The sequence below is a fragment of the Pseudomonas sp. P65(2024) genome (assembly GCF_057480955.1).
On the sequence record NZ_JBLIYX010000018.1, the window covers coordinates 20,958 to 44,374 of the forward strand.

General features: G+C 65.0%; 21 protein-coding genes and 1 tRNA gene. 13 read left to right on the plus strand and 9 right to left on the minus strand.

Features of this window, described 5'->3' with window-relative positions:
* Nucleotides 1-43: 43 nt before the first annotated feature.
* Entirely contained in the window at nt 44-982 is a 939-nt protein-coding gene (locus tag AC25MA_RS21000; RefSeq protein ID WP_028691760.1) for a ZIP family metal transporter, read from the minus strand.
* Between the two features lie 126 nt (nt 983-1,108).
* Between AC25MA_RS21000 and AC25MA_RS21005 the strand changes: the two genes are divergently transcribed.
* From AC25MA_RS21005 to AC25MA_RS21020, 4 genes are all read left to right on the plus strand, one after another.
* A complete protein-coding gene (locus tag AC25MA_RS21005; RefSeq protein ID WP_023629733.1) occupies nt 1,109-1,300 on the plus strand; it encodes a PLDc N-terminal domain-containing protein in 192 nt (63 codons plus the stop codon).
* Nucleotides 1,301-1,486: 186 nt separating this feature from the next.
* Nucleotides 1,487-3,562: an LTA synthase family protein gene (locus AC25MA_RS21010; RefSeq protein WP_088851856.1), complete on the plus strand. Its 2,076-nt coding sequence runs from the start codon at nt 1,487-1,489 to the stop codon at nt 3,560-3,562.
* Between the two features lie 144 nt (nt 3,563-3,706).
* Entirely contained in the window at nt 3,707-3,943 is a 237-nt protein-coding gene (locus tag AC25MA_RS21015; protein WP_028691758.1) for a hypothetical protein, read from the plus strand.
* Nucleotides 3,944-4,128: 185 nt separating this feature from the next.
* Entirely contained in the window at nt 4,129-4,461 is a 333-nt protein-coding gene (locus AC25MA_RS21020; RefSeq protein WP_028691757.1) for a ribonuclease E inhibitor RraB, read from the plus strand.
* Nucleotides 4,462-4,475: 14 nt separating this feature from the next.
* Here AC25MA_RS21020 and AC25MA_RS21025 read toward each other — a convergent pair whose 3' ends face one another.
* Nucleotides 4,476-5,279, minus strand: coding sequence for a c-type cytochrome (locus AC25MA_RS21025; protein ID WP_486972362.1), 804 nt, complete (start codon nt 5,277-5,279; stop codon nt 4,476-4,478).
* A gap of 528 nt (nt 5,280-5,807) precedes the next feature.
* On the opposite strand from AC25MA_RS21025, the gene AC25MA_RS21030 reads away from it, so the two are divergent.
* Nucleotides 5,808-6,533: an amidotransferase gene (locus AC25MA_RS21030; protein WP_062361585.1), complete on the plus strand. Its 726-nt coding sequence runs from the start codon at nt 5,808-5,810 to the stop codon at nt 6,531-6,533.
* Nucleotides 6,534-6,575: 42 nt separating this feature from the next.
* Here the strand turns inward: AC25MA_RS21030 and AC25MA_RS21035 are convergent, their stop codons facing one another.
* The 3 genes from AC25MA_RS21035 to AC25MA_RS21045 all read right to left on the minus strand — a co-directional run bounded on the left by AC25MA_RS21035 (nt 6,576) and on the right by AC25MA_RS21045 (nt 9,221).
* Entirely contained in the window at nt 6,576-7,547 is a 972-nt protein-coding gene (locus tag AC25MA_RS21035; protein ID WP_028691754.1) for a magnesium and cobalt transport protein CorA, read from the minus strand.
* Nucleotides 7,548-7,622: 75 nt separating this feature from the next.
* On the minus strand, nt 7,623-8,342 hold the full coding sequence (locus tag AC25MA_RS21040) for a lysophospholipid acyltransferase family protein (protein ID WP_028691753.1): 720 nt from the start codon (nt 8,340-8,342) through the stop codon (nt 7,623-7,625).
* Between the two features lie 189 nt (nt 8,343-8,531).
* On the minus strand, nt 8,532-9,221 hold the full coding sequence (locus AC25MA_RS21045) for a crotonase/enoyl-CoA hydratase family protein (RefSeq protein ID WP_263156104.1): 690 nt from the start codon (nt 9,219-9,221) through the stop codon (nt 8,532-8,534).
* Between the two features lie 290 nt (nt 9,222-9,511).
* On the opposite strand from AC25MA_RS21045, the gene AC25MA_RS21050 reads away from it, so the two are divergent.
* A tRNA-Ser gene (locus AC25MA_RS21050) sits at nt 9,512-9,601 on the plus strand.
* 129 nt (nt 9,602-9,730) lie between these two features.
* Here AC25MA_RS21050 and AC25MA_RS21055 read toward each other — a convergent pair.
* Together AC25MA_RS21055 and AC25MA_RS21060 are read right to left on the minus strand one after the other, a co-directional pair.
* Nucleotides 9,731-11,863, minus strand: coding sequence for a TonB-dependent siderophore receptor (locus tag AC25MA_RS21055; RefSeq protein WP_486972363.1), 2,133 nt, complete (start codon nt 11,861-11,863; stop codon nt 9,731-9,733).
* 261 nt (nt 11,864-12,124) lie between these two features.
* Nucleotides 12,125-12,502 carry a hypothetical protein gene (locus AC25MA_RS21060; protein ID WP_028691750.1) on the minus strand — a complete coding sequence of 126 codons (378 nt, stop codon included), beginning with the start codon at nt 12,500-12,502 and terminating at the stop codon, nt 12,125-12,127.
* Nucleotides 12,503-12,942: 440 nt separating this feature from the next.
* Between AC25MA_RS21060 and AC25MA_RS21065 the strand changes: the two genes are divergently transcribed.
* From AC25MA_RS21065 to AC25MA_RS21085, 5 genes are all read left to right on the plus strand, one after another.
* Nucleotides 12,943-14,400: a serralysin family metalloprotease gene (locus AC25MA_RS21065; protein ID WP_028691749.1), complete on the plus strand. Its 1,458-nt coding sequence runs from the start codon at nt 12,943-12,945 to the stop codon at nt 14,398-14,400.
* Nucleotides 14,401-14,466: 66 nt separating this feature from the next.
* Complete coding sequence (locus AC25MA_RS21070; protein ID WP_232108913.1) at nt 14,467-14,832, plus strand: AprI/Inh family metalloprotease inhibitor; 366 nt, start codon at nt 14,467-14,469, stop codon at nt 14,830-14,832.
* Between the two features lie 44 nt (nt 14,833-14,876).
* Nucleotides 14,877-16,598: a type I secretion system permease/ATPase gene (locus AC25MA_RS21075; protein WP_213884068.1), complete on the plus strand. Its 1,722-nt coding sequence runs from the start codon at nt 14,877-14,879 to the stop codon at nt 16,596-16,598.
* A complete protein-coding gene (locus AC25MA_RS21080) occupies nt 16,595-17,887 on the plus strand; it encodes an HlyD family type I secretion periplasmic adaptor subunit (RefSeq protein ID WP_028691746.1) in 1,293 nt (430 codons plus the stop codon). Before AC25MA_RS21075 ends, AC25MA_RS21080 begins: the two co-directional genes overlap by 4 nt.
* Nucleotides 17,888-17,897: 10 nt before the next feature.
* Entirely contained in the window at nt 17,898-19,250 is a 1,353-nt protein-coding gene (locus tag AC25MA_RS21085) for a TolC family outer membrane protein (protein WP_028691745.1), read from the plus strand.
* A 97-nt stretch (nt 19,251-19,347) separates the two neighbouring features.
* Here the strand turns inward: AC25MA_RS21085 and AC25MA_RS21090 are convergent, their stop codons facing one another.
* Complete coding sequence (locus tag AC25MA_RS21090) at nt 19,348-20,535, minus strand: MFS transporter (RefSeq protein WP_182322991.1); 1,188 nt, start codon at nt 20,533-20,535, stop codon at nt 19,348-19,350.
* A 108-nt stretch (nt 20,536-20,643) separates the two neighbouring features.
* Between AC25MA_RS21090 and AC25MA_RS21095 the strand changes: the two genes are divergently transcribed.
* The gene (locus tag AC25MA_RS21095; protein WP_213884069.1) at nt 20,644-21,522 is read left to right on the plus strand and encodes a LysR family transcriptional regulator; all 879 of its coding nucleotides are present in this window, start codon (nt 20,644-20,646) and stop codon (nt 21,520-21,522) included.
* 74 nt (nt 21,523-21,596) lie between these two features.
* On the opposite strand, the gene AC25MA_RS21100 is transcribed toward AC25MA_RS21095, so the two are convergent.
* Nucleotides 21,597-22,346 carry a 3-oxoacyl-ACP reductase family protein gene (locus AC25MA_RS21100; RefSeq protein WP_213884070.1) on the minus strand — a complete coding sequence of 250 codons (750 nt, stop codon included), beginning with the start codon at nt 22,344-22,346 and terminating at the stop codon, nt 21,597-21,599.
* Between the two features lie 116 nt (nt 22,347-22,462).
* Here AC25MA_RS21100 and AC25MA_RS21105 point away from each other — a divergent pair, with 116 nt between their 5' ends.
* Nucleotides 22,463-23,404, plus strand: a complete 942-nt coding sequence (locus AC25MA_RS21105) for a LysR family transcriptional regulator (RefSeq protein WP_062361610.1) — start codon at nt 22,463-22,465, stop codon at nt 23,402-23,404.
* Nucleotides 23,405-23,417 lie beyond the last annotated feature (13 nt).

Consider the following 23,417-nt stretch of genomic DNA (forward strand, 5'->3'; position numbering starts at 1 on the left):
GGCCACTCCTACAGGGATTGCGGACGGCCGGAGGATGTGTGCCTCAACCTAACGCGGTATCAAGAAACATCATCACCGCGAATCCGCCCATCAGCCCCAGCGTCGCTGCGGTCTGGTGCCCGTTGCGGTGGGTCTCCGGAATCACCTCGTGGGACACCACGAAGATCATCGCCCCCGCCGCCAGGCCCATGCTGATGGGGTAGGCCAAGGCGAAGCCAGTGGAAATGCCCAGGCCGATCACCGCGCCCAGCGGCTCCATCAGGCCCGAGCCGATCGCCACCATCATCGCCTTGAAGTTCGAAAGCCCCGTGGCGCGCAGGGCCAGGGCCACGGCCAGGCCTTCGGGAATGTCCTGGATAGCGATGGCGCTGGTCAGCGGCAGGCCGATGTTCATGTCGCCGTTGGCGAAGCTCACACCGATGGCCATGCCCTCGGGCAGGTTGTGCAGGGTGATGGCCAGCACGAACAGCCACACCCGGTTGACCCGCTCGGCCTGCGGGCCACAAGGGCCGGTGCTTTCATGCTCGTGCGGGGTAAAGCGGTCAAGGCCCAGCATCAGCAGCACCCCGAGGCCCATGCCCAGGACCACGGTGAAGGCCGCCGCCGGGCCGTTGCCGGTGATTTCGCGGGCGGCGTCCAGGCCCGGCAGGATCAGCGAGAACGAACTGGCGGCGAGCATCATGCCGGCGGCAAAGCCCAGCATCACATCCTGGGTGCGGGCGTTGACGTCGCGCAGGATCACCGCCAGCACAGCGCCCAGGGCGGTGGCGCCGAAGCCCGACAACCCGCCGAGCAGGGCCAGGTGCAGGTTGTCGGCGTGGTCGCCGTTGACCGCATTCCACAGGCTCGCCAGCAACAGCGCGGCGACGGCCAGCAGGCTCAGGGCCAGGCCGGCGCTGAGCCAGGGCGTTTCCCGGGCCTGTTGTCGCCAGGCGCTGAGCATTGAGTCGGGAGCGACACTTTGGGTGTGGGCGGGGGGCATGTGAACCTCGGAGCAGTGAATGACAGCAGTTTATCCACTGACCTGTGCGCCGGGCCAAGGATTCCCCTCTATCGAGGCCATAGCCAGCTATGCTCTTGAACACATTTACCGTGCGGGAGCGGCGCCATGGGGTCCACCTTCAATAGCCTGGTCGGCTTGATCATCCTGGCCCTGGATATCTGGGCCATTCTCAATGTGCTCAAGAGCGGCGCCGAGGTCGGCATCAAGGTGCTGTGGATCCTGCTGATCCTGCTGCTGCCGGTGCTGGGGCTGATCATCTGGGCGATTGCCGGGCCACGGGGCAATGTGCGGATCTGAAGCCGCTCATCCCAACTGTGTAACTTTGTAAGGGCCGGCTGCTCTCGACAAAATTTTCACACTCGATTTTTGAAAATCCGCGCCGCACAATGCGGCCTTGGTCCCACCTCGCGTTCGAGGGGCCGACCACCAGGCTGTCGGCGATCTCGCCTTCCCGCAAACCGCAATCCTAGGACCTCTCCATTCATGGCTAACACGGACGCCTTGAAGCAACAGGGCGTGCGAGGCTCGTTCTCGCCGACCCTGAAATCCCACCTGGCCTACACAGTGCTCAGTGGCCTGGTGATCATGCTGATGCTCAGCCTGGTGCGCCTGGCGCTGCTGGCCTACAACAGCGACATGATCGGCGACACGCCGTACTCCACTGTCGCCGAAGGCTTCTTCAATGGCCTGCGCTTCGACCTGCGGGTGGTGGTGTACATCAGCATCCCGTTGCTGCTGGCGCTGCTCAGCCCCTGGCTGATGGCGCGCCGTGGGCTGTTCCGCTTCTGGCTGACCATCGCCTCGAGCGTGGTGATGTTCCTCGGCCTTATGGAGATGGACTTCTACCGCGAGTTCCACCAGCGCCTGAATGGCCTGGTGTTCCAGTACATCAAGGAAGACCCCAAGACCGTCATGAGCATGCTCTGGTACGGCTTCCCGGTGGTCCGTTACCTGCTGGCCTGGCTGGTCGGCACCTGGCTGCTGAGCTTGCTGTTCAAGGGCATTGATCGCCTGACCCGTGGCGAGCAAAGCGTCCAGCCCGCCGGCAGCCGCAAGGTCGCGCCATGGTATGGCCGCCTGGCGGTGTTCATGGTCGTGCTGCTGGTGGCCGTGGTCGCCGCACGTGGCACCCTGCGCCAGGGCCCGCCAATGCGCTGGGGCGATGCCTTCACCACCGACTCGAACTTCGTCAACCAGCTGGGCCTGAACGGTACGCTGACCCTGATCGACGCCGCCAAGAGCCGCTTCGGCGAGGACCGCGCCAACATCTGGAAGCCGGTACTCGACCAGCCGCTGGCCACCCAGACCGTGCGCGAGCAACTGCTGACTGCCAACGACACCCTGGTCGATGCCGACGAAGCACCGATCCGTCGTGACTTCCTGCCGCCGCAGAAGAACACCCTGGCGGTCAAGAACGTCGTGGTCATCCTCATGGAAAGCTTCGCCGGCCACTCGGTGGGCGCCCTGGGCAGCCCGAACAATATCACCCCGTACTTCGACAAGCTGGCCAAGGAGGGGCTGCTGTTCGACCGCTTCTTCTCCAACGGCACCCATACCCACCAGGGCATGTTCGCCACCATGGCCTGCTTCCCCAACCTGCCGGGCTTCGAATACCTGATGCAAACCCCCGAAGGCGGCCACAAGCTGTCCGGCCTGCCGGCGTTGCTCAGTGCCCGTGACTATGACGATGTCTACGTCTACAACGGCGACTTTGCCTGGGACAACCAGTCCGGGTTCTTCGGCAACCAGGGCATGACCACCTTCATCGGCCGCAACGACTTCGTCAATCCGGTGTTCTCCGACCCGACCTGGGGCGTGTCAGACCAGGACATGTTCGACCGTGGTAACGAGGAGCTGGCCAAACATGACGGCAAGAAGCCGATCTACGCGCTGCTGCAGACCCTCTCCAACCACACGCCGTACGCCTTGCCCAAGGACCTGCCGGTGGAGAAGGTCACCGGGCAAGGGCGCCTGGACGAGCACCTGACCGCCATGCGCTATTCCGACTGGGCGCTGGGCCAGTTCTTCGAGAAGGCCCGCAAGGAGCCGTATTTCAAGGACACACTGTTCGTCATCGTCGGCGACCACGGCTTCGGCAACCACCAGCAGGTCACCGAGCTGGACCTGGGCCGCTTCAACGTGCCGTTGCTGCTGATCGCCCCGGGTATCCAGGAGAAGTTCGGCGCGGTCAACCACACCGTGGGCACCCAGGTCGACATCGTGCCGACCATCATGGGCCGCCTGGGTGGCCAGGCCCGTCACCAGTGCTGGGGCCGCGACCTGCTCAACCTGCCTGAGGGCGACCAGGGCGTGGGCATGATCAAGCCGTCGGGCAGCGAGCAGATCGTTGGCCTGGTGCAGGGCGACCGCATCCTCATCGAGTCCAAGGACATGACCCCGCGGATGTACCGTTATCAGTTGGGGCGCGAGTTCAAGGCCGAACTCATCGAAAGCCCGGACCAGCCGGAAATGCTGAAGAAACTCGAGGCCTATATCCAGACCGCGACCAAGAGCCTGCTGGACAACACCGCCGGTGTCGTCCACGGCACGCCGAAGTAAGGTCGCCGCCTGCCTCATGAAGCCCGCCCTGAACCGGCGGGCTTTTTTCATGCGGTTTCATCTACGTGGCTGAACATTCATTCCGGCGCGATGGTCAAGTGAGTACGCCGTTCCATTCACCGTTGCGCCAGCGAGGGTCGATCGATGAAAGCATGGGAAGTCAGCTTTGCCGACCAGAAGGGCGAGCCGCAGACGCTGCTGCTCAATGCCGAGCAATGCCCCAGCGAGGAGGATGCCGCCCGGGCGATCCGCTCGCGGCTGTTTCCGCTCATGGACGAACTGGACCTCAACGACTTCCAGGACCGCAGCTTTTCCCCCACGGCACGTTGGCTCAAGGAACAGAGCGGCGTGACCATCACCACCATTCGCGAAGCGCCCTGAACCGGGTGTCTCTGGCGTAGCGCCCACGCAGGCGCTACGCTCAAGTCAGGCGCCGGCCTTCTCTGCGGGCCGCCGCCGTTTTCATCGCGTCTTGCAATCCGCTCGTATTGTCAGGCATTCCTTGTGTGCCAGGCAGGTGCGTTGTGCACGGAAAGTCTATCCATTGCTTTGCAGGAGGACGTTTCATGAGCAGCCAGAACGACGACATCAGCAGCAGTGTCCTGCGCCAGATGAAAGCTGGCGGTTTCGATTTCACCCGCATCCACCCCATCGAGTTCTATGCCGTGTTCCCCAGCGAGGCCGGTGCCCGCAGGGCGGCGGGGCAATTTCGTGGCGAATCGCTCAACGCCCAGGTGAGCGAGCGCGACGACGGTGCCTGGCACCTGGAACTGAGCAAGGTGATGTACGCCACCCATGGCGGCATCGGCGCCTTCGAGCAGGCCTTCGAACGGGTCGTGTCACCCTATGGCGGCGAAGTCGAGGGCTGGGGCGTCAAGCAGGAAAGGCCGATCGCCTAGGCCCTGCGAGGCCATTAGTGCGCTTTGCGCCCCGCCATATGCTTCAGGTACGCCAGCACGGCATCGAGCGCCGGCTCATCCAGCACCTGGCTGGAAAACCCGGGCATCTTCGCCTGTTGCCAGCGCCGCAGGCTCTGCGGGTCGCGAATGTACTGGCGCAGGAAGGCCGGCTGGAAATACTCGGTGGGGTTGTGCGGCAGGTTCAGGTCCGGGCCCAGGTGCGCGTCGCCGGCGCCATTGAGGCGATGGCAGGCCAGGCAGTTCTGCTGAAACAGGGCAAAACCCTGGCGCACCGGGTCGTTCTCGGCCAGGGCCGGCTCGGGCAGCAGGGCGGGGAAGCGTGTCTCGACCGGGGGCAGGCGGCGGATGCTGGCGATCTGATACGGCCATTGTTCCGGGCGAATACCACTGGCCTGCGGTTGGGTCCATACCAGGTAGAACGGCCCTGCGCCTGGCTTGCCTTTGCTCAGCGCGGGCCAAGGGTGGCTGGGGTCCTCGATGGCCAGCCAGGCTTGCGCGGGGCCTGCCTGCAACAGCGGCCCGGCGGGCATCTCGGCGGCGAAGCCATCGAGGGCCACGGCCTGCAGGTGATCGCTCGGGATCACGCCCGGCAGCAGCACCGCCAGAGGCACGGCGCGGTAATGCAAGGTGCGCTTGTAGGCCACGTCCTGTTCGATGGTGATATCCCGCGCCTGCGGATGGGCAAGTAGCTGTTCACTGCTCCAGTGCCGGCTATCCCCACCCAGTTCCAGCGTCAGCTGTGCCGCTGGCGATGTCGGGGCGAGTAGCAGGCAGAACAGGGCAAGACACAGGCGCATGGGCGATCTCCAACCATCAAGGTCGGCAGAGTACCTGCGCGCAATCGGAAAATGCCACTGCCGCGTTCAGCCGAAGAGCCGGGTGAGGTTCGGCAGGATCAGCAGCAGCGTCGTGGCGAAGAGTATGAGGCCGGCTTGGCGTACCTTGGATTGTCTGAACATGGCGGACCGCCTTCTTGTTGTTATTCCTGAATAACCCTTGGCTTCCTTGTCTAGCGTCGGGTCGATCGCAGCGGCGTGATGGCACGCCGTTCCTGCTTGCCGCGTACATCTGGATATACAACCAACAGTAGGGCCCGCGTCATCCCTGATTCAGAACCCTTTGTTCTAAGATTTATCATGTCGATTCCTCATGGCTTTAAGGCCACTGGCCACCCCGCTGGCACGCTCAGGCTAGACGAGTGCGCGGCAGGGGTTACGAAGGGTTACAGGGCCTACCGTTCGTCCGGATATCCTACTTGCTTGTACGGCCCTTTCGCGTCAGTCTCTACAGCAAATCCCACCCACATGTCGTTCAGGACTACCCCTATGTCGTTACGCATCTGCATCCTTGAAACCGATGTCCTGCGACCGGAGTTGATCGCGCAGTACCAGGGCTACGGCAGGATGTTCGAGCAGCTGTTTTCGCGTCAGCCGATCGCGGCCGAATTCGATGTGTACAACGTGATGAATGGCGACTACCCCCCGGACGGCGAACGCTTCGATGCCTACCTGGTGACCGGCAGCAAGGCCGACTCGTTCGGCGACGATCCCTGGATCCAGACGCTCAAGGCCTACCTGCTCAAGCTCTACGAACGTGGCGAGAAACTGCTGGGCGTGTGTTTCGGCCACCAGTTGCTGGCGCTGACCCTCGGCGGCAAGGCCGAGCGCGCCGACAAAGGTTGGGGGGTGGGCGTGCACCGTTACAGTCTGGCGGCCCATGCGCCGTGGATGGACCCGCAGGTGTCCGAGCTGACCCTGCTGATCAGCCACCAGGACCAGGTCACCGAGCTGCCCGAAGGGGCCACGGTCATCGCCTCGAGCGACTTCTGCCCGAACGCCGCCTACCACATCCGTGACCAGGTGCTGTGCTTCCAGGGACACCCGGAGTTCGTCCACGACTACTCCCGGGCATTGCTCGACGCGCGGCAGGCGTCGCTGGGCAATGAAGTCTATGAGAAGGCGGTGGCCAGCCTGGCCACCGAACACCAGGGGGATCTGGTGGGCGAGTGGATGCTGCGTTTCGTCCAGCAGCCCGGCCGCCGCGCGATCTGAGAGGCGCATCGACCTCAATCGCGGGTTCCCCCGCGATTGGCGTTACAGCCAGCCCGAACGCTTGAAGCTGTAGTACAACCCCGAACAGCCCAGGGCGATCACCCCCAGCACGCCGAAGTAACCATAGTGCCAGGCCAGCTCCGGCATGTTCTCGAAGTTCATCCCGTAGATCCCGGCAACCGCCGTGGGAAACGCCAGGATCGCCGCCCAGGCGGCGAACTTGCGCTGGGTGATGCTTTGCCGTGACGACTCCAGCAGCATGCCGATCTCGATGGTCTGGCTGGCGATGTCGCGGATCCCGGCCAGGTCCTCCATCTGCCGCGTGACATGGATCTGCACGTCGCGAAAGTACGGGCGCATGTTCTTGTCGATGAACGGAAAGCTAAGGCGCTGCAGTTCTTCGCTGATCTCCACCATCGGCGCCACGTAGCGGCGCAGGCGCAGGATGTCGCGGCGCAGGCTGTGCAGGCGCTGGATGTCTTCTTCCTTGAGTGAATTGCCGAGCACGCTCTGTTCCAGCTCCTCGATCTCGCCGTGGATGGCCTCGCTCACCGGTTGGTAGTTCTCGGTGACGAAATCCAGCAGTGCGTAGAGCACGAAGTCCTCGCCGTGTTCGAGCAGCAGCGGGCGCGCTTCGCAGCGCTGGCGCACCAGGGCATAGGACTTCGAGTGACCGTTGCGGCAGGTGATGATGTAGCCGTTGCCGGCGAAGATATGGGTCTCGATGAACTCGAGCTTTCCTTCGTGGCGTACCGGCGAGTAGGTAACGATGAACAGCGCGTCGCCGAAGGTCTCGAGTTTTGGCCGGCTATGTTTCTCCAGGGCGTCTTCGATGGCCAGCTCATGCAGGCCGAACTGGCGCTGCAGGTTGGCCAGTTCCTCTGCATTGGGCTCTTCCAGGCCGATCCAGACGAAGTGTCCGGGCTTGCGCGCCCATTCGGCGCCCTCGTCAAGGCTGATGTTGGTGACCTTCCTGCCGGCGCTGTACACCGCCGATGCGACGACTCGACCCATGGTTGTCCGCTTATCCGATTGAACACGCTACACAGCTTGGGCTGTGTAGCGGTGCGGGGCAAGTCCGCACGCAGGTCAGGGCGTGGTGACTTCGCTTTCCATATGGTCGATGCAGTGTTGCATCTGGCTGCGGCATTGCTCGATCAGTGCGGGCAAGTCCTGCTGGGTCAGGCCCGCGGTGGCGATCGGTGCCAGCGAGCGGATGATCACGGTGCGCTGGCGCCAGCTGTTCAGGCCCAGGCGCTGGGTGTAGCGGCTGACGCACACCGGCACGATCGGCACACCGGCCTCGATGGCCATGTGGAAAGCGCCCTTCTTGAACGCCAGCAATTGCTCGCCGGGGTTGCGCGTGCCTTCCGGGAAGATCCAGATCGAGGTGTCGTCGCGCAGGGTCCGGGTGGTGGTCTGCATGGCCTTGCGCGCCTGGTAGGCGTTCTTGCGGTCGACCAGCACATTGCCGCCCAACCAGAACAGCTGGCCGAACAGCGGAATCCAGCCCAGGCTCTTCTTGCCGATGGCCACGGTGCGGCGCGGCACGACCTGGCCGAGGATGAACAGGTCATAGTTGGACTGGTGGTTGGCGATGATCACGCAGCCGGGGGGCTGGTCCCACAGCGGACCGACCTCGGCCTTGACCTTGATGCGCATGAGCCAGGCGGCCGGCACGCTGTACAGGCGGGCGAACAGGCGGCTGTTGTCGGGATTGAACGGGCGCAGCAGGCCGATCACCAGACCGACGACACCTACGAGCAGGAAGTGCAGCGCCAACAGGAGCATGCGAAGCATAAAAAGCATGGTACGACTCACACCGGACAGTCGCGGCGCAGTGTACGGGTGTGCACTGTCAGGGGCAAACGTTGCTATGGCGTATGGGGCTTTGACCTCGTGGGAGCGGGCTTGCCCCGCGATGCGATCGCCAGGCGGATACCATCGCGGGGCAAGCCCGCTCCCACAAAGCGTACTTAGAAAAGCCTGTGGACGGGATCAGCCCAGGTGGTTCTGGTCCGCCAGGATCGCCTCGTCCAGCGCTTCCAGCAGTGCCTTGCGCACTTTCAGCTTGGTGTTCTTGTGCGCCAGCATGTTCAGCTTCTTCAGTTCGCGGGCCGCGGCCAGGGCGGTTTCCTGCAACTGCTCGGCGGGCACCACCTTGTCGAGGAAGCCGGCTTCACGGGCGCCCTGTGGGTCGAAGATCTCGGCGTTGTTCACTGAACGCTGGAACGCCGCGCGGCCCAGACGGTCGCGGGCCAGTTCGATACCGGCATGGTGCATGGTCATGCCGATCTGCACTTCGTTCAGGCAGATCTTGTAGGGGCCTTCGACCCCGATGCGGTAGTCACCCGACAGCAGCAGGAAAGCGCCCTTGGCCACGGCATTGCCGGGGCAGGCGACGATCACCGGGAAGGGGTGCGACAGCAGGCGGCGGGCCAGGGTGGAGCCGGCGGTGACCAGGCCGACGGCCTCCTTGGGGCCGGCGGTCATCACCTTGAGGTCGTAGCCGCCGGAGAGAATGCCCGGCTGGCCGGTGATGATCACCACCGCGCGCTCCTCGACGGCGCGGTCGAGCGCGGTGTTGAAGGCTTTGATGACGTCCGGGGAGATGGCGTTGACCTTGCCGTTGTTCAGGGTCAGGGTGGCGATGCCGTCTTCGGCATGGTAGGTAATCAGCTCGCTCATGGCAGAGTCCTTTGGATGGCGTGGCGATGACGTTACCCAGCGGCACCGGTCAGGTAAAGCGCCAAGACTGACTGGTCAGTCAGCGCTGCGTCCTTGCGCCCTGTAGCCTCGGGGCAGCGGCGCAAGGTGCGGGAAAAGCGCTGGGCACAATGGCAGCATTGCCCTGATTGACCCGGTTTTTTGGTCGGTTGGCTTAAGCGCATGAAAATTCTGAAAAAAATGCTTGCCAAAGGAAAAGGCTTCTACTAAATTAGCGCGCCTCGACAGGCTGAATAGCTTGAAGAGAAAACGGTGAAGTGTCCGAGTGGTCGAAGGAGCACGCCTGGAAAGTGTGTATACGAGAAATCGTATCAAGGGTTCAAATCCCTTCTTCACCGCCACATTCTGCGAAAAGCCCCCGAATCGAAAGGTTCGGGGGCTTTTTGTTTGTCGCGTTTTTTTGAAGCCCTGGTAGCGGGGCAAGCCCGCTCCCTTTGGCGTGGGAGCGGGCTTGCCCCGCGATGGCGCTGTCAGAAACTGACGGAAGCCGACAACCGTACCGTGCGCGGTGTTCCCTGGAACAGGTAGTTGTCTCCCAGGTAGTCACCCACATCACGCCAATAGCGCTTGTCGAAGACGTTGTCCACGGTCAGGCGCAGTACCGTGTCGTAGCCGCCGATAGTTGTGCGGTAGCGGCTGCCGATGTCGAATACGGTGTAGCCGCCGACTTCGACACCACCGGTGTGGTCGGCATATTTGCTGGCGCTGTAGCGGGCGCCGCCGAGCAGGGCCAGGCCGGGGACGGGCAGGGCGTAGTCGGCCTGTAGCGCCGCGCGCAGGCGCGGGACGTTGATCGCCTGGTGGCCTTCGTAGGCTTCGGTGTCGCTGTTCTGCACGCGGGCGCGGATTGCCGCGGCACTGGCCTGGATCTGCAGGTTGGAGGTCACCCAGCCACTGGCACCGAGTTCGAGGCCGGTGTTCTTCTGCTGGCCCGACTGCACGTAGGTCGGCATTGGGGTTGCGTCGGGGCGGGCGTATTGGTAGGCCTGGCGGATCTGGAACAGTGCCGCGCTGAAGCTCATGCCCTGCCAGTCGCGCTTGATGCCGACTTCGAGCTGGCGCGACAGGGTGGGGGCGAGGATCTCGGCGGCGTTGCTGGCGAACCAGGGCGCAGTGCCGCCTGCGGAAAGGCCCTTCGAATAGCTGGCATAGAGCGTGGTATCGGGCTGCGGCTTGTAGATCAGTGCCGCATTGGGCAGCAACTGGTACTGCTGGGTATGCCGCCCGGCGACGCCGTTCTCGTTCCAGGTCTTCTCGTCCAGCCGGACCTCGCGGGCCCCGACCACTGTCTGCCAGTGCTCGTTGAAGGTGATGCGGTCGCTGAAGAACAGGCCGTACTGGCGGCTGTCGAGGCGGCGCTCGCTGGCGCCGATCGGTTTGCCGGAGGGCGCGTAGGCTGGCGCATTGGTGTTAACATTGCCGGTGCCGATCCATTCGTTGTAGTACGGCCGCTGATCGAGTGTGCGACGTTGCGCGCTGGTACCCACGGTCAGTTCGTGGCCAACGCCCAAGGCGTCGAAGTGCCCATCGAGCGTGGCCTGTGCTTCATCGATGCGACGGGTGTCGTCGGGACTGCGGAAATCGTAGATGTCGTACTCGCCGTTGCTGCCGAAGAAGGCGCCCTCACTCGAGCCCCAGGCAAACGCACTGTAGTCGTCGATCACCACCTTGCTCCGCGAAGCGCTCAGGGTGCCGTTCCAGTTGTCGTTGAACTGGTACTTGAAGCGCCCGCCCAGGTTCAGCGAGTCGTTCTGCACCGGCTTGGCCCAGGACTGCCAGGCCAGGTGATCCTTGGGGTCGACGTTGTGGGGTAGCTGCTTGCCGCCGAGCAGTTGATAGCCCGGTACCGAATACTGCTCGCGGTGCTGGTACTCGGCGTCCAGTTCCAGCACGGCATTCGGGTTGATCTGCCAGTCGAGCGCCAGGGAGGCGAAATCCCGCTTGCCGTCGGCGTGGTCGACGTACGAGCGGATGTCCTCGTGGGCCAGGTTGACCCGCAGGCCGAACTGGCGCTCGGCGCCAAACCAGCCGCCTAGGTCGGTGGCCAGATAGCGTTCGCCCTGTTCATTGCTCGAGACTGTGACCGTGCGCACGTCCTCGGCCCGCTTGGTCACATAGTTGACCAGTCCGCCGGGCTCCGACACGCCGCTCTGCAACCCCGACAGCCCCTTGAGCAACTCCACCTGCTGCTTGTTTTCCAGTGCCACGTTCTGCTCGCCGGCGATCGTCTGGCCGTTGATCCGATAACTGCTGGCGGCGTTGAGCTCGAAGCCGCGCACGTTGAAGTTCTCGTAATAGCCGATGGGCGCGTAGCTTTCACCCACCGAGGCATCGCTTTGCAGCACCTCGCTCAGCTTGCGCACCTGGCGGTCGTCCAGCAGCTGGCGGCTGAATACGCTGACCGAGGCCGGGGTGTCGAGCAGCGGCGCGCTGTGCAGGCCGCCGACCTGGGCTTCGCGTGCCTGGTAGCTGGTGTCGTCCTGAACCTCAAAGATGTGCACCGGGGCGAGGGTCACGCTGTCCTCGGCCAGGCCCTGGCCACTGTGCAGGGCAAGGCCCAGGCCGAGCAGGCCAAGGGGCAGGCGGGGGCGAAGCGGGGTCATGCAAGGCTCCTTGAAAGAGGACGCGCCGTTATCGCTCGGCAGCTGTCGGGCAGGCAAAAGGGCGCCATGGTAGCAGGCTGCCGGGCAATCTTTCAGGGGCAGAGGATGGGGAGGCCGGAGGCGATTGCGATGCAGGCGCTATCGCGGATCGAGCCCGCTCCCACAGTCCCGCATCAGTCTTCGGGCATGCGCATCTGCTGTGGGGGCCGGCTTGCCGACGATGACGCCAGTACAGTCAATACGAGCGAAGTCGCTGTCGATTCAAGCCGCCGCCGGCCGCTGGTGCCGGCGCCAGCTGTCGTCGATCTTCGACCAGGTCTTGCCGTCGGTGATGGCCAGCAGCTTGCGGCCATCCTTGAAGGTGGCGAGGAAGGTGACTTCCTCCTCCTTGCCGCCCAGCAGCAGACCGGCCAGCAGGCCGACCGGGCCGGCCACCAGGGCGCCGGCCACGCCCCAGCCAAGGGCGCTACCGAGGCTACGGGTCGATTCGAGGTTGGCCAGCTTCAGATCCTCGATCCGCGCCAGCGAAATGCGCTCGCCGGGCGAGGGGCTGCGCGGGGTCTTGAGTGTGAGCGCTCCATTGCGATACTCGCCTTCACCTTGCAAGAAATCGCCGGATTGCACCGTGAGTCTTGTCATTGTGTCGTCCTGTCAGGAAGGGGTCGTTGACCAACGCCTACTGAGCGCTTGCCACGCCGGCAAGTCAACGAGCAGGCGACGGAGGGTCGTGTGGCGGGTTGTCGCGCAGTAAAGCGCATAGACGAGCGAGCGGCGGCGCTCAACAAGTGAAAGTCGCATTTTCGAAAGTAAACTTCGAACCGTTGTCTATAACTGCCATGGGTCATGACTGTAACTAATGCTTATCGCTGGCGCCGTTGATCCATCGCAGTTTGCGCAAATTAGTGCGGCACAGTTAATTTTCGAAAACGAAAAAATGGCGTCAAAAAACGCTGGACATTAAGTTTCAATGTGTGTCAGTTTTTTTGCGCCTCATAAAGGCGAGTGACAGGAAGTTCTCGCCCGGTGGGAGAACCCTGTCGGACATCAACTGCTTTTTTGTACACAAGGAAGTAATCTGCATGTCGAAAGTCAAAGAAAACGCCATTGTTTCCGCCGTTTCCGCACTGCAACCGAAGGGGCCAAGTTCGTCCTTCGGCCTGATCGACAGCTTTGCCCACCAGTACGACCGCGGCGGCGCGAACATCAATGGCAAGAAGTCCTTCACGGCCGACCAGGCCGCCGATCACATCCTGCGTGACGGCGCTGCCTGGAAAGACCTGAACAAGGACGGCACGATCAGCCTCACCTACACCTTCCTGACCAAGGCACCGTCGGACTTCTACAGCCGCGGACTGGGCTCCTTCAGCCAGTTCAGCGACCTGCAGAAGCAACAGGCCAAGCTCTCCATGCAGTCCTGGGCTGACGTGGCCAAGGTCACCTTCACCGAGGCGGCATCGGGCGGCGACGGTCACATGACCTTCGGCAACTTCAGCGCCAGCAACGGCGGCGCGGCATTCGCCTACCTGCCGTTCGACGGGCCTGGCTCGCACAAAGGGGAGTCCTGGTACCTGATCAACAGCGGCTACCAGGTCAACATCAACCCGGGTACCGGTAACTACGGTCGTCAGACCCTGACCCACGAGATCGGCCACGTACTGGGCCTGTCCCACCCCGGCGACTACAACGCCGGCGAGGGTAACCCGACCTACCGTGACGCCGACTATGCCCAGGATACCCGTGGCTACAGCGTCATGAGCTACTGGAGCGAGAGCAACAACGGGCAGAATTTCATCAAGGGCGGCGGTCAGTACTACGCCTCGGCCCCGTTGATGGACGACATCCTGGCGATCCAGAAGCTCTACGGCGCCAACTACGCCACCCGTGCCAGCGACACCACCTACGGCTTCAACTCCACCGCTGATCGCGACTTCTACTCGGCCACCTCGGCCTCGTCGAAGCTGGTGTTCTCGGTGTGGGACGGTGGCGGCAACGACACCTTCGACTTCTCCGGGTTCACCCAGAACCAGAAGATCAACCTCAACGAAGCGTCGTTCTCCGACGTCGGCGGCATGGTCGGCAACGTCTCCATCGCCAAGGGCGTGACCATCGAAAACGCCATCGGCGGCTCGGGCAACGACCTGCTGATCGGCAACGCGCTGGCCAACGTGCTCAAGGGTGGTGCCGGCAACGACATCATCTACGGCGGCGGCGGTGCCGACCAGCTGTGGGGCGGCAGCGGCTCGGACACCTTCGTGTTCGCGGCCGTCAGCGACTCCACCAAGGCGGCGCCGGATCGCATCATGGACTTCACTTCGGGCGTGGACAAGATCGACCTGTCGGCCATCTCCGCGTTCGCCGTGAACAAGCTGCCGCTGCAGTTCGTCAACGCCTTTACCGGTCATGCCGGCGAGGCGCTGCTGACCTACGACCAGGCCACCAACCTGGGCAGCCTGGCCATCGACTTCACCGGAAACAGCTCGGCTGACTTCCTGGTGACCACCGTTGGCCAGGCCGCTGTCACCGACATCGTGGTCTGATGCAACAGGGGGTGGCGCCTGCGCGTCGCCCCTTTTTGCCGGTGAGGCGAACCAATGAAAGCAAACTTGAGAACGATCGCGCTGGCCGCGATCCCCATGGTGTCGATGACCGAGGTAGTCATGGCGAGCAGCCTGTTACTCCCCAACGCCGCGCAACTGGCCGGCCGTTGGCAGCTTTACCCCGAACAGCAGCAGGCCCAGGCTTGCGACCTGCGTCTTGGCGCCACGGAAGGCGAAATCGAAGGTGATCTGGAGTGTGCCAAGGGGCTGATAGGCCTGCGCCCCGGCAGTTGGCTGGTGACCCCCGACACCCTGGCCCTGGTGGGCGGTGACGGCAGCAGCGTGGTGCACTTCAGTCGCGAAGGCGCCCAGCGTTACGCCTGGACCACCCCGGACGGCAAGCAACTGGTGCTTGAGCGCCTCGACAAATAATCCCAGCCTGGAACTAAAAAGTTCCAGTTGAGCCAGGGCGAAACATGAAACTACCGAGCAAAAAGCCCGGGGCGCCTTTGTGGGCGGCACTCGGCGAACATAAGTCGACCTTGATCAGCGTGGGCTGTTTCACGGCATTGATAAACTTGCTCATGCTGGTGCCATCGATCTATATGCTTCAAGTGTACGACCGTGTACTGAGTTCGCAGAACACCACAACTTTGTGGGTGTTGACGCTGATGGTGGTCGGTTTCTTCGTTTATATAGGCGGGCTTGAAGCAATCCGCAGTTTCATTGTCATCCGCGTGGGCAACCAGTTGGAGAAAAGTTTCAACTTGAAGGTCTACCGCGCGGCCTTCGAGCGCAATTTGCGCCAGCGTGACGGCGCCGCCGGGCAGGCCCTGGGCGATCTGACCCAGCTGCGCCAGTTCATCACCGGCCCCGCGCTGTTCGCCTTCTTCGATGCCCCCTGGTTCCCCATCTACCTGGCAGTGATCTTCGCCTTCAACGTCTGGCTGGGGGTGATGGCCACGGTCGGCGCGCTGTTGCTGATCGCCCTGGCGATCCTCAACGAACGCCTCACCCACGCCACCCTGGCCGAAGCCAGTGGCTTCCAGCAGCAGTCGACGCAACTGGCCGGCAGCCAGCTGCAAAGCGCCGAGAGCATCCAGGCCATGGGCATGCTCGGCGCCCTGCGCCAGCGCTGGTACACCTTGCACGGGCGCTTCCTCGACCTGCAGAACAAGGCCAGCGACACCTCGGCGGTGATCACCGCCACCAGCAAGGGCCTGCGCCTGTGCCTGCAATCGCTGGTGCTGGGGCTGGGCGCACTGCTGGTGATCGAGGGGCAGATGACCCCGGGCATGATGATCGCCGGTTCCATCCTGATGGGCCGTGTGCTCGCCCCGATCGACCAGCTGATCGCGGTATGGAAGCAGTGGAGTGGCGCGCAGCTGGCCTACCAGCGCCTGGACGTCCTGCTGCGCGAGCACCCCGAGCCGCCGACGCCGATGCCGCTGCCGGTGCCCACCGGGCAACTGGCGGTGGAGCAGGTCAGCGCCGGCCCGCCTGGGCGCAACCTGGCCACCCTGCAGCAGGTGAACTTCGCCCTGGCGCCGGGTGAATTGCTCGGCGTGCTGGGCGCTTCGGGCTCGGGCAAGTCGACCCTGGCCAAGGTGATGGTCGGTGTGTGGCCGACCATCAGCGGCCATGTGCGCCTCGACGGCGCCGAGCTCAGCCAGTGGGATCGCGATGCCTTGGGCCCGCATATCGGCTACCTGCCGCAGAACATCGAACTGTTGCGCGGTAGCATCGCCGAGAACATCGCCCGCTTCGGCGAGCTGGACGGCGTCAAGGTGGTCGAGGCGGCCCGCCTGGCGGGCGTGCATGATCTGATCCTGCGCTTGCCCCAGGGCTACGACACACGCCTGGGCGAGGAGGGGGTCGACCTTTCCGGTGGTCAGAAGCAGCGTATCGCCCTGGCCCGCGCCCTGTACGGCGATGCTCGGTTGATCGTGCTCGATGAACCCAACTCCAACCTCGACAGCCACGGCGAGGCCGCGCTCGCCAGTGCCATTGTCCAGCTCAAGGCCCAGGGCCGCACCGTGGTGCTGGTGACCCACCGCAGCGCGGCGCTGGCACAAGCCGACAAGCTGCTGGTAATGAACGAAGGGCGCATGCAGGGCTTCGGCCCGGCCCGCGACATCCTCCATGCCATGGGCCAGGCCCCGGCGCAACGCCCGCTGCAAGCCGGAGGTGGCGCATGAGCCAGCACACCCGTGATGCACGTTTCCATGTTCGCCTGGGGTGGCTGCTGACCCTGGTCGGTTTCGGCGGTTTCATGGCCTGGGCCAGTCTCGCCCCGCTCGACCAGGGCGTGCCGGTGCAGGGCACCGTGGTGGTGTCGGGCAAGCGCAAGGCGGTGCAGTCGATGGCCGCCGGCGTGGTCAGCCGCATTCTGGTCAGCGAAGGCCAGCTGGTGCGCCAGGGCGAGCCGCTGTTCCGCCTCGACCGCACCCAGGTGCAGGCCGATGTCGATGCGCTGCAGGCCCAGTACCGCATGACCCGCGCCGCCTTGGCGCGCTGGCAGAGCGAGCGCGACAACCTGGGGCAGGTGCAGTTTCCCGCTGAGTTGCTGGAAGATTCCGATGCCCGCCTGGCGTTGATTGTTGAAGGCCAGCGCCAGCTGTTCGACAGCCGCCGCCAGGCCCAGGCCCGCGAGCAGGGCGCCTTGGCCGCCAGCATTGACGGCTCCCAGGCCCAGCTGACCGGCATGCGCCGCGCGCGCAGCGACCTGCAGGCACAGGCCGATTCGTTGCGCGAGCAGCTCGACAGCCTGCGCCCGTTGGCCGGCGACGGCTATATCCCGCGCAACCGTGTGCTCGAGTACCAGCGCCAGCTGTCGCAGGTGCAGCGCGACCTGGCGCAGAACGCCGGCGAGAGCGCGCGCCTGGAGCAGGTGATCGTCGAGGCCCGGCTCAATCTGCAGCAGCGCCGTGAGGAGTATCAGAAAGAAGTGCGCACCCAGCTTGCCGAAGCCCAGGTCAAGGCCGCGACCCTGGAGCAGCAGCTCAATTCCGCGCACTTCGAATTGCAGCACAGTGAGATCCTGGCGCCGGCGGACGGCGTGGCGGTCAACCTCGGCGTGCATACCGAGGGAGCCGTGGTGCGGGCTGGCGACACCCTGCTGGAAATCGTGCCCCAGGGCACCGCGCTGGAAGTCGAAGGGCGCCTGCCGGTGAACCTGGTGGACAAGGTAGCGCCGCAGCTGCCGGTGGACATCCTGTTCACTGCCTTCAACCAGAACCGCACGCCACGGGTGACCGGGGAGGTGGCGCTGGTGTCGGCCGACCAGCTGATCGACGAGCGCAGCGGCCAGCCGTACTACGTGCTGCGCAGCACCGTCAGCGAAGAAGCGCTGGCGCGTCTGCAGGGACTGGCGATCCGCCCGGGCATGCCCGCCGAGCTGTTCGTGCGCACCGGCGAGCGCTCGCTGCTCAACTACCTGTTCAAACCCCTGCTCGACCGTGCAGGCACCGCCTTGACCGAACAATAAGGACCGCCCAGTGAAGAAGTTCCCACTGATCGGGCTGCTGCTGGCCTGTGTCTGGCTGCCGACCGCCGTCCAGGCGGCCATGGGGCCGTTCCAGGTGTACGAGCAGGCCCTGCGTCGCGACCCGACCTACCTCGCGGCGTTCAAGGCCCGCGAGGCCGGCCAGGAATACCGCGCCATCGGTCGCGCCGGCCTGCTGCCCAGCCTGTCGTACAGCTACAACAAGGGGCGCAACGACTCCGAGGTGCGTTATCTCGGCGATTCGCGTCGGCAGAAGGAGGACCGTACTTACAACAGCATGGGCTCGACCTTCATCCTTCAGCAGCCGCTGTTCGACTACGAAGCCTATTCGAGCTATCGCAAGGGCGTGGCCCAGGCGCTGTTCGCCGACGAAAGCTTCCGCGACCAGAGCCAGCAGTTGCTGGTGCGGGTGATGACCAGCTACACCCAGGCCCTGTTCGCCCAGGACCAGATCGCCATCAGCGTGGCCAGCAAGCAGGCCTACCGCCAGCAGTTCCAGCAGAACCAGCGCCTGTTCGACGCCGGCGAAGGCACCCGCACCGACATTCTCGAGGCCCAGGCCCGCTATGAGCTGGCCGATGCCGAGGAGATCAAGGCGCGCAACGAGCAGGATGCCGCGCTGCGCGAGCTGGGGGCGCTGATCGGCGAGCCGGCGGTGCGGGTAGAAGACCTGGCGCCGCTGCGCCTGGGCTTCGCCCTGCCGGTGGTCGATCCCAGCGGCTACGAGGCGTGGCAGGAGCGGGCCCTGGCCAATAACCCGCAACTGGCCTCGTCGCGCCAGGCGCTGGAAGTGGCGCGGTATGAGGTCGAGCGCAACCGTGCCGGGCACCTGCCCAAGGTGACTGCCTTCGCCACCTCGCGGCGCCAGGAGTCGGACAGCGGTAACACCTACAACCAGCGCTACGACACCAACACCGTGGGTATCGAAGTCAGCGTGCCGATCTTCGCCGGGGGCGGGGTGCTGGCCTCGACCCGCCAGGCCAGCCGGCATCTGGAGCAGGCCGAGTATGAGCTCGACGGCAACACCCGCAGCGCGTTGATCGAGCTGCGCAAGCAGTACAACGCCTGCGAGTCCGGTGCCAGCCGCCTGCGCGCCTACGAGCGGGCGCTGGTGGCGGCCGAGGCGCTGGTGGTGTCCACCCGCAAGAGCGTGCAGGGCGGCGAGCGGGTCAACCTGGATGTGCTCAACGCCGAGCAGCAGCTGGCCACTACCCGCCGCGACCTGGCCCAGGCGCGTTACGACTACCTGCTGGCGTGGATCAAGCTGCATTACCAGGCCGGGGTGCTGAGCGAGACGCAACTGGCGCGGGTGGATGAAGCGTTCATCGAGGGCAAGTCAGGCTGAGCCCAAGGCTCCAGGTCATGCACAAATCCCTGTGGGAGTGGCCTTGCCGAGGCGTCGGACCGGTCGGCAAGGCCGCTCCCACAGAGGGGCCGGGCATTCAGGCGGCCACGACCAGCTTCCCGCGCTTGCGCTCAGCCAACCCCCACACCACCAGCGCCAGCGCCCCGATCACCAGCCCGGCCACCACGATCCCATCCCAGCCATGCACCTCGAACAGCTGCGTCCCCAGCAACGACCCCAGCGCCCCGCCTATGAAGTAGCAGGTGATGTACCCGGCATTGAGCCGTGTACGCGCCTCCGGCCGCAGCACGATCACCGCGTTCTGGTTGCTCACATGCACCAGCTGCACCGCCAGGTCGAGCAGCAGCACCCCCACCAGCAACGCCACCAGAGACTGCTGCGCGAAGCCCAGCGGCACCCACGACAGCAGCAGTGCTACCAGCCCCACGGTAGTGCCCAGCGGGCCCTTGCCGCGATCGGCCAGGCGCCCGGCCCAGTTGGCCGCCAGCGCGCCGATCGCGCCGGCCAGGCCGAACAGGCCGATCACCGCGTCGGAGTAGTGGTAGGGCGCATTGCTCAGCAGGAACGCCAGCGGCGTCCAGAACAGCGCGAACAGGCTGAAGGCCAGCAACCCCAGCAGCGAACGCAGGCGCAGCACCGGCTCCTCGACGAACAGACGGAACACCGAGCCGATCAGCGCCGGGTACTTGAGCCCCGCGTGGCTGTGGTGTCGCGGCAGGCTGCGGTACAGGGCGAGGGCGCTGATCGCCATCAGCACCGCCGCCAGCACGTAGATGCTGCGCCAGCCGCCCAGTTCGGCCATGAAGCCGGCGGCGGTGCGCGCCAGCAGGATGCCCAGCAACAGCCCGCTCATCAGCGTGCCCACGGCGCGCCCACGCTGCTCCGGGGCACTGAGGGCGGCGGCCATGGGCACCAGCACCTGGGCCACCACCGAGAACAGCCCGGTCAGCGCGGTGCCCAACAGCAGCCAAGGCAGGCTCGGCGCGCAGGCGCTGATCACCAGCCCGGCGGTAGCGATCAGCACCATGGTGACGATCAGCCGGCGCTGCTCGAACAGGTCGCCCAGCGGCGCCAGCAACAGCAGCCCGGCGCCGTAGCTGAGCTGGGCGGCGATGACGATGGTGCCGGCGCTGGCGGTGCTCAGGCCGAATTGTTGGGCGATGCTGTGCAGCAGCGGTTGGGCATAGTAGTTGCTGGCCACGGCCAGGCCGGTGGCGGTGGCCATCAGCAGGATCAGGGCGCGTCCAAGAGTCGGGGCGGTCATGGATAGTCTCGTTGCAGGCAAGGGTGTGTGGCGACAAGTATCAGGAAGTGTCTGGCATGACACCAATGTATAGTTTTCAACTTATCCATCTTGAAAGCAGATAGTTCGATGAACCTCAAGCAGCTCGAATACGCCCTGGCCGTGGCCGACACCGGCAGCTTCACCCGCGCCGCCGAGCGCTGCCACGTGGTGCAGTCGGCCCTCAGCCACCAGGTGGCGCGGTTGGAGGCACAACTGGGGGTGAGCCTGTTCGAGCGCAGTTCGCGGCGCGTGCGCCTGACCCCGGCCGGCGAGGCCTTCGTGCTCAGCGCCCGACCGGCGGTGGCGGCGGCGCGGCGGGTGGCCGAGGATGTGGCCGCCGCCTGCGGGCAGGTGCGTGGGCGTCTGTCGATCGGTGAGATCAGTTCGCTCACCGCGCTGGACCTGGTCGATCTGCTGGCGGTGTTCCATGAGCGTTATCCGGATGTGGACGTGCGCTGGTTGACCGCCAAGAGCGAGTTGCTGGTGGCGGATGTCTGCGAACGGCGCCTGGATGTGGGCTTCATCGGCCTGTGGCAGGGCGAAACGCTGCATGGCGTGCAGCATCGCCTGCTGGCGCGGGAGGAGCTGGTGGCGGTGTTGCCGCCCGGCCACCGGCTGGCGGGCAGGGCGCAGCTGGCCCTGGCCGATCTGGCCGATGAGGTGCTGGTGGACTTTCCCGAGGGTACCGGGGCGCGTCGGCAGACCGACGAGGCGTTCCACGCGGCGGGGTTGCGGCATCGGGTGCAGTTCGAGATCGGCCATATTCGCCTGGTGGAAAAGTTCGTCCAGCGCGGGATGGCGCTGGGGTTGGTGCCCGAGCGTATCGCCCGGGGTTTTCAGGGCGTGGCCACGGTATCGCTGGTGGATGCGCCGGTGCGGCATCTTTACGCGGTCTGGTCGTCGAGCCCCACGCCCGCGGCGCGGGCTTTTCTCGATGTCATGGAGCAGAGCCTCCTCGCCATCTGATGTCTGATCGCTTCGACATTGGCGGTGCTTGCAACGCTGCTCCTTGCGCGATCTGGGTAACCAGAGATCGCGAATCAGGCCGCGAACCCTCCATCGGCCAGCAGGCTCGCCCCGGTGATGTAGCCCGCTTCAGGCCCCGCCAGGTAAGCCACGAAACTGGCGATCTCATTCGCCTGTCCGTAGCGCCCGATGGCCATCAACGGAATCAGGCTCTCGGCGAACTCGCCGCTGGCCGGGTTCATGTCGGTGTCCACCGGCCCCGGCTGCACATTGTTGACGGTGATCCCCTGCGGCCCCAGGTCCCGGGCCAGGCCCTTGGTCAGGCCGACCAGTGCTGACTTGCTCATGGCATAGGGGGCGCCGCCGGCGAACGGCATGCGCTCGGCGTTGGTGCTGCCGATGTTGATGATCCGCCCACCCTTGCCCATGTGTTTCACCGCCGCCTGGGTGGCCACGAACACGCTACGCACGTTGATTGCCAGCAGGCGGTCGAAGTCGGCCAGGTCGAACTCGGCCACCGGCGCCACCGCCAGCACGCCGGCATTGTTGACCAGGATATCGAGGCCGCCGAAGGCCTTGGCGGTGTCGGCGACGGCCTGTTGCACGGCCTGGATATCGGCGCTGTCGGCGCGCAGGGCCAGGGCCTGGCCGCCGGCGTTGTTGATTTCACCGGCCAGGGCGTCGGCGCTGGCGCTGGAACTGACATAGGTGAAGGCGACCTTGGCGCCGTCGCGGGCCAGGCGCCGGACAATGGCCGCGCCGATACCGCGTGAACCGCCCTGGACCAGGGCCACCTTGCCGGTGAGGGGAAGTGTTTGGGACATGCTGATCTCCTGCGGTGAAGCAAGGCCGGATGCCTTGGGATGGACGCAGTATCCGCGCTCGATTACCTGTTGATAAGATGGCAATCGAGTTACTTAGAATAAACCAGGAGTTGATAATGGCCGTGGTGGAATCGTTCAGCAGCCTGGAATGCTTCATCCGCAGCGCCGAAGTCGGCAGCTTTGCCGAGGCGGCCAGGCGCCTGTCGCTCACCCCGGCGGCGGTCGGCAAGAACGTCGCCCAGCTCGAGGCGCGGCTCGGCGTGCGCCTGTTCCTGCGCAGCACGCGCAAGCTGACCCTGACCGAGGCCGGGCAGCGCTTTCTGGCCGAGGTGAGCGAGAGTTTCCGCACCATCCAATATGCCGTGGCCAACCTTGCCAACTGCGAAGGGCATCCTTCGGGCGTGCTGCGCGTCAGCATGGGCACGGTATTCGGGCGCCTGTACGTGTTGCCGCTTTTAGGTGAGTTCCTCGCCCGTTTTCCGGCGGTGACCGCGGACTGGCACTTCGACAACCGCCAGGTCGACCTGATCGGCCAGGGCTTCGATGCCGCCATCGGTGGTGGCTTCGAACTGCCGCCCGGGGTGGTGGCACGCAAGCTGACCCCGGCGCACCGGGTGCTGGTCGCTTCGCCGGGCTACCTGCAACAGCACGGACCACTGAGTCGCCCGGAGCAGTTGCAGGCGTGCGCCGGCATCCTTATCCGCTCGCCGCAGACCGGCCGGGTGCGCAGCTGGCCGCTGACCAGTCGCTGGCAGGAGCAACAGCCGCTGCAACTGCCCCAGCGCCTGACCATGAGCGATTCGGACGCCGCCTGCGCGGTGGCCGAGCAAGGCCTGGGCATCGCCCTGGTCAGCCTGCCGTTCGCCTTGCCCTACCTGACCGAAGGGCGCCTGAGCCGGGTATTGCCGGACTGGTACGTGGACGATGGACATATCAGCCTGTACTACGCCGAGCGCAAGCTGTTGCCGGGCAAGACCCGGGCCTTCATCGATTTCGTGGTGGAGCAGTTCGCCGAGCGGGGGCTGGCGGGGCGGTTCGATGCGCTGCGGGGTCATTGATGGCCCCGCGATC

What these genes read in the sequence shown, in the direction of transcription:
- AC25MA_RS21015 (WP_028691758.1), top strand. Translation starts at nt 3,707, where the DNA reads ATGAAAGCATGGGAAGTCAGCTTTGCCGACCAGAAGGGCGAGCCGCAG.
- AC25MA_RS21060 (WP_028691750.1), bottom strand. Translation starts at nt 12,502, where the DNA reads ATGACAAGACTCACGGTGCAATCCGGCGATTTCTTGCAAGGTGAAGGC.
- AC25MA_RS21020 (WP_028691757.1), top strand. Translation starts at nt 4,129, where the DNA reads ATGAGCAGCCAGAACGACGACATCAGCAGCAGTGTCCTGCGCCAGATG.
- AC25MA_RS21105 (WP_062361610.1), top strand. Translation starts at nt 22,463, where the DNA reads ATGGCCGTGGTGGAATCGTTCAGCAGCCTGGAATGCTTCATCCGCAGC.
- AC25MA_RS21040 (WP_028691753.1), bottom strand. Translation starts at nt 8,342, where the DNA reads ATGCTTTTTATGCTTCGCATGCTCCTGTTGGCGCTGCACTTCCTGCTC.
- AC25MA_RS21100 (WP_213884070.1), bottom strand. Translation starts at nt 22,346, where the DNA reads ATGTCCCAAACACTTCCCCTCACCGGCAAGGTGGCCCTGGTCCAGGGC.
- AC25MA_RS21035 (WP_028691754.1), bottom strand. Translation starts at nt 7,547, where the DNA reads ATGGGTCGAGTCGTCGCATCGGCGGTGTACAGCGCCGGCAGGAAGGTC.
- AC25MA_RS21005 (WP_023629733.1), top strand. Translation starts at nt 1,109, where the DNA reads ATGGGGTCCACCTTCAATAGCCTGGTCGGCTTGATCATCCTGGCCCTG.
- AC25MA_RS21030 (WP_062361585.1), top strand. Translation starts at nt 5,808, where the DNA reads ATGTCGTTACGCATCTGCATCCTTGAAACCGATGTCCTGCGACCGGAG.
- AC25MA_RS21010 (WP_088851856.1), top strand. Translation starts at nt 1,487, where the DNA reads ATGGCTAACACGGACGCCTTGAAGCAACAGGGCGTGCGAGGCTCGTTC.
- AC25MA_RS21055 (WP_486972363.1), bottom strand. Translation starts at nt 11,863, where the DNA reads ATGACCCCGCTTCGCCCCCGCCTGCCCCTTGGCCTGCTCGGCCTGGGC.
- AC25MA_RS21075 (WP_213884068.1), top strand. Translation starts at nt 14,877, where the DNA reads ATGAAACTACCGAGCAAAAAGCCCGGGGCGCCTTTGTGGGCGGCACTC.
- AC25MA_RS21025 (WP_486972362.1), bottom strand. Translation starts at nt 5,279, where the DNA reads ATGCGCCTGTGTCTTGCCCTGTTCTGCCTGCTACTCGCCCCGACATCG.
- AC25MA_RS21095 (WP_213884069.1), top strand. Translation starts at nt 20,644, where the DNA reads ATGAACCTCAAGCAGCTCGAATACGCCCTGGCCGTGGCCGACACCGGC.
- AC25MA_RS21065 (WP_028691749.1), top strand. Translation starts at nt 12,943, where the DNA reads ATGTCGAAAGTCAAAGAAAACGCCATTGTTTCCGCCGTTTCCGCACTG.
- AC25MA_RS21090 (WP_182322991.1), bottom strand. Translation starts at nt 20,535, where the DNA reads ATGACCGCCCCGACTCTTGGACGCGCCCTGATCCTGCTGATGGCCACC.
- AC25MA_RS21000 (WP_028691760.1), bottom strand. Translation starts at nt 982, where the DNA reads ATGCCCCCCGCCCACACCCAAAGTGTCGCTCCCGACTCAATGCTCAGC.
- AC25MA_RS21045 (WP_263156104.1), bottom strand. Translation starts at nt 9,221, where the DNA reads ATGAGCGAGCTGATTACCTACCATGCCGAAGACGGCATCGCCACCCTG.
- AC25MA_RS21080 (WP_028691746.1), top strand. Translation starts at nt 16,595, where the DNA reads ATGAGCCAGCACACCCGTGATGCACGTTTCCATGTTCGCCTGGGGTGG.